Here is a 1,710-nt window from a genome sequence, read left to right on the forward strand (position 1 = left end):
AGGCGGACAGCCAGCGGATCGTCGGGCGGGCCCTCGGGGCCGAGGTCGAGGTGCGGGCGGCCGAGCGCGCACCGTGGCACCCGGGTCGCTGCGTGGAGGTCCTGGTCGATGGTGGCGACCGCGACGCCGGGCCGGGTGAGATCGTGGTGGTCGGTCACGCCGGTGAGCTACACCCCGCGGCGTGCGAGCGGCTCGGGCTCCCGGCGCGCACGTGCGCGGTCGAACTGGACCTCACCGCGATCGGCGCCCGGGAGGTGCTGCCGGCCCCGACCATCTCGCCGTTCCCGCCCGTGAACCAGGATGTGGCGCTCGTCGTGGACGTGGCCGTGCCCGCTGCGCAGGTCGAGGCTGCACTCCGCTCGGGAGGCGGGGAGCTGCTCGAGAGCGCGCGACTGTTCGACGTCTACACCGGCGCCCAGCTCGGGGACGGGCGTAAGTCCCTCGCCTACGCGTTGACGTTCCGTGCCGACGACCGCACCCTCACGGAGGACGAGGCGAGCGCATGGCGCACGGCCGCCGTCGAGGCGGCGGAGAAGGCCGTGGGGGCGAGCCTGCGTGGCTGACGGCCGACGCCCCGCCGGTGCACGGGTGCCGCGGGTCCTGTGCATCGCGGGCACGGACCCGTCCGGCGGCGCCGGGCTGCTCGCCGACACCAAGGCCGTCGCCGCGATGGGCGGGTACGGAATGGGTGCCGTCACCGCGGTCACGATCCAGAACACCGTCGGGGTGACCGGGGTGCACGCCGTGCCCGTCGACGACGTGATCGCCCAGCTCGACGCCGTCGCCGATGACGTGACGATCGACGCCGTCAAGATCGGCATGCTCGGTGAGGCCGCTCTGGTGGAGGCGGTCGGCGACTGGCTTCGTCGTCGTCGTCCACCCCACGTCGTCCTCGACCCGGTGATGGTGGCCACCACCGGAGGCCGGCTGGCCAGTGAGGACGCGGCGCGGATGCTGCGGGACCTCGTCCCGCTGGCGGACCTGGTGACGCCCAATGTCCCCGAACTCGCGGTGCTGTGTGGCGGCGAGCCCGCGGAGCACATCGAGACGATCGTCGGGCAGGCCGAGCTCGTGCACGAGCAGACCGGCTGCGCGGTGCTCGCCACCACGGGCGATCTGGACGACGGCAGTGCGGAGGACGTGCTGGTGGAGTCCGAGGGGGACCGACGCACGACGCTGCGTCTGCCGTTCGTCCGCGTCGACACCCCGCACACGCACGGCACCGGGTGTTCGTTGTCCTCGGCGCTGGCCACCGCGCGGGTGGGGGAGAGGGACTGGGAGGCGGCCTACCGCCGCGTCCGCCCGTGGATCGACGGGGCCCTCCACGGCGGTCTCACCCTGGAGGTCGGCCGCGGTTCCGGCCCGCTCGACCACACCTGGTTCCTGCACCGCTGACCTGGGACGGCGCGGCCGTCCGCACCGACTGTGTCGTACACCTGTGCGAGTATCGGTTCCGCCGAACGGCCGAGACGATCAGGAGCAGACAGTGAACACCTCCCACAACACCTCCCACAACACCTCGCAGGGCACCTCGCAGACCCGATCGCAGGACGGGCACGAGGGCGCCGGGCCCCCCTCGTCAGAGAAGGCGTTGGACAGGGTCCGCAAACTCTTCGCCAAAGCCGAGAGCGTGGCGGGCACGCCCGAGGCCGAGGTCCTGCTCGAGCGTGCCTACGCCCTGCTCGCCAAGTACGGCGTCGACGAGGCGCT

3 protein-coding genes are annotated in these 1,710 nt (G+C 73.0%); all 3 read left to right on the forward strand.

What is annotated here, in order from left to right:
• The coding region (locus G6023_RS01750; RefSeq protein ID WP_472986412.1) for a phenylalanine--tRNA ligase subunit beta-related protein at positions 1-563 on the forward strand (563 nt) is incomplete at its 5' end.
• Positions 556-1,395, forward strand: coding sequence for a bifunctional hydroxymethylpyrimidine kinase/phosphomethylpyrimidine kinase (thiD, locus tag G6023_RS01755; protein WP_182633928.1), 840 nt, complete (start codon positions 556-558; stop codon positions 1,393-1,395). The genes G6023_RS01750 and thiD, both read left to right, overlap by 8 nt.
• Before the next feature lie 91 nt (positions 1,396-1,486).
• On the forward strand, positions 1,487-1,710 hold a 224-nt coding region (locus tag G6023_RS16235), incomplete at its 3' end, for a DUF2786 domain-containing protein (protein ID WP_347570697.1).

The sequence above is a fragment of the Dietzia sp. DQ11-71 genome (assembly GCF_014144995.1).
Lineage (GTDB): Bacteria > Actinomycetota > Actinomycetes > Mycobacteriales > Mycobacteriaceae > Dietzia > Dietzia kunjamensis.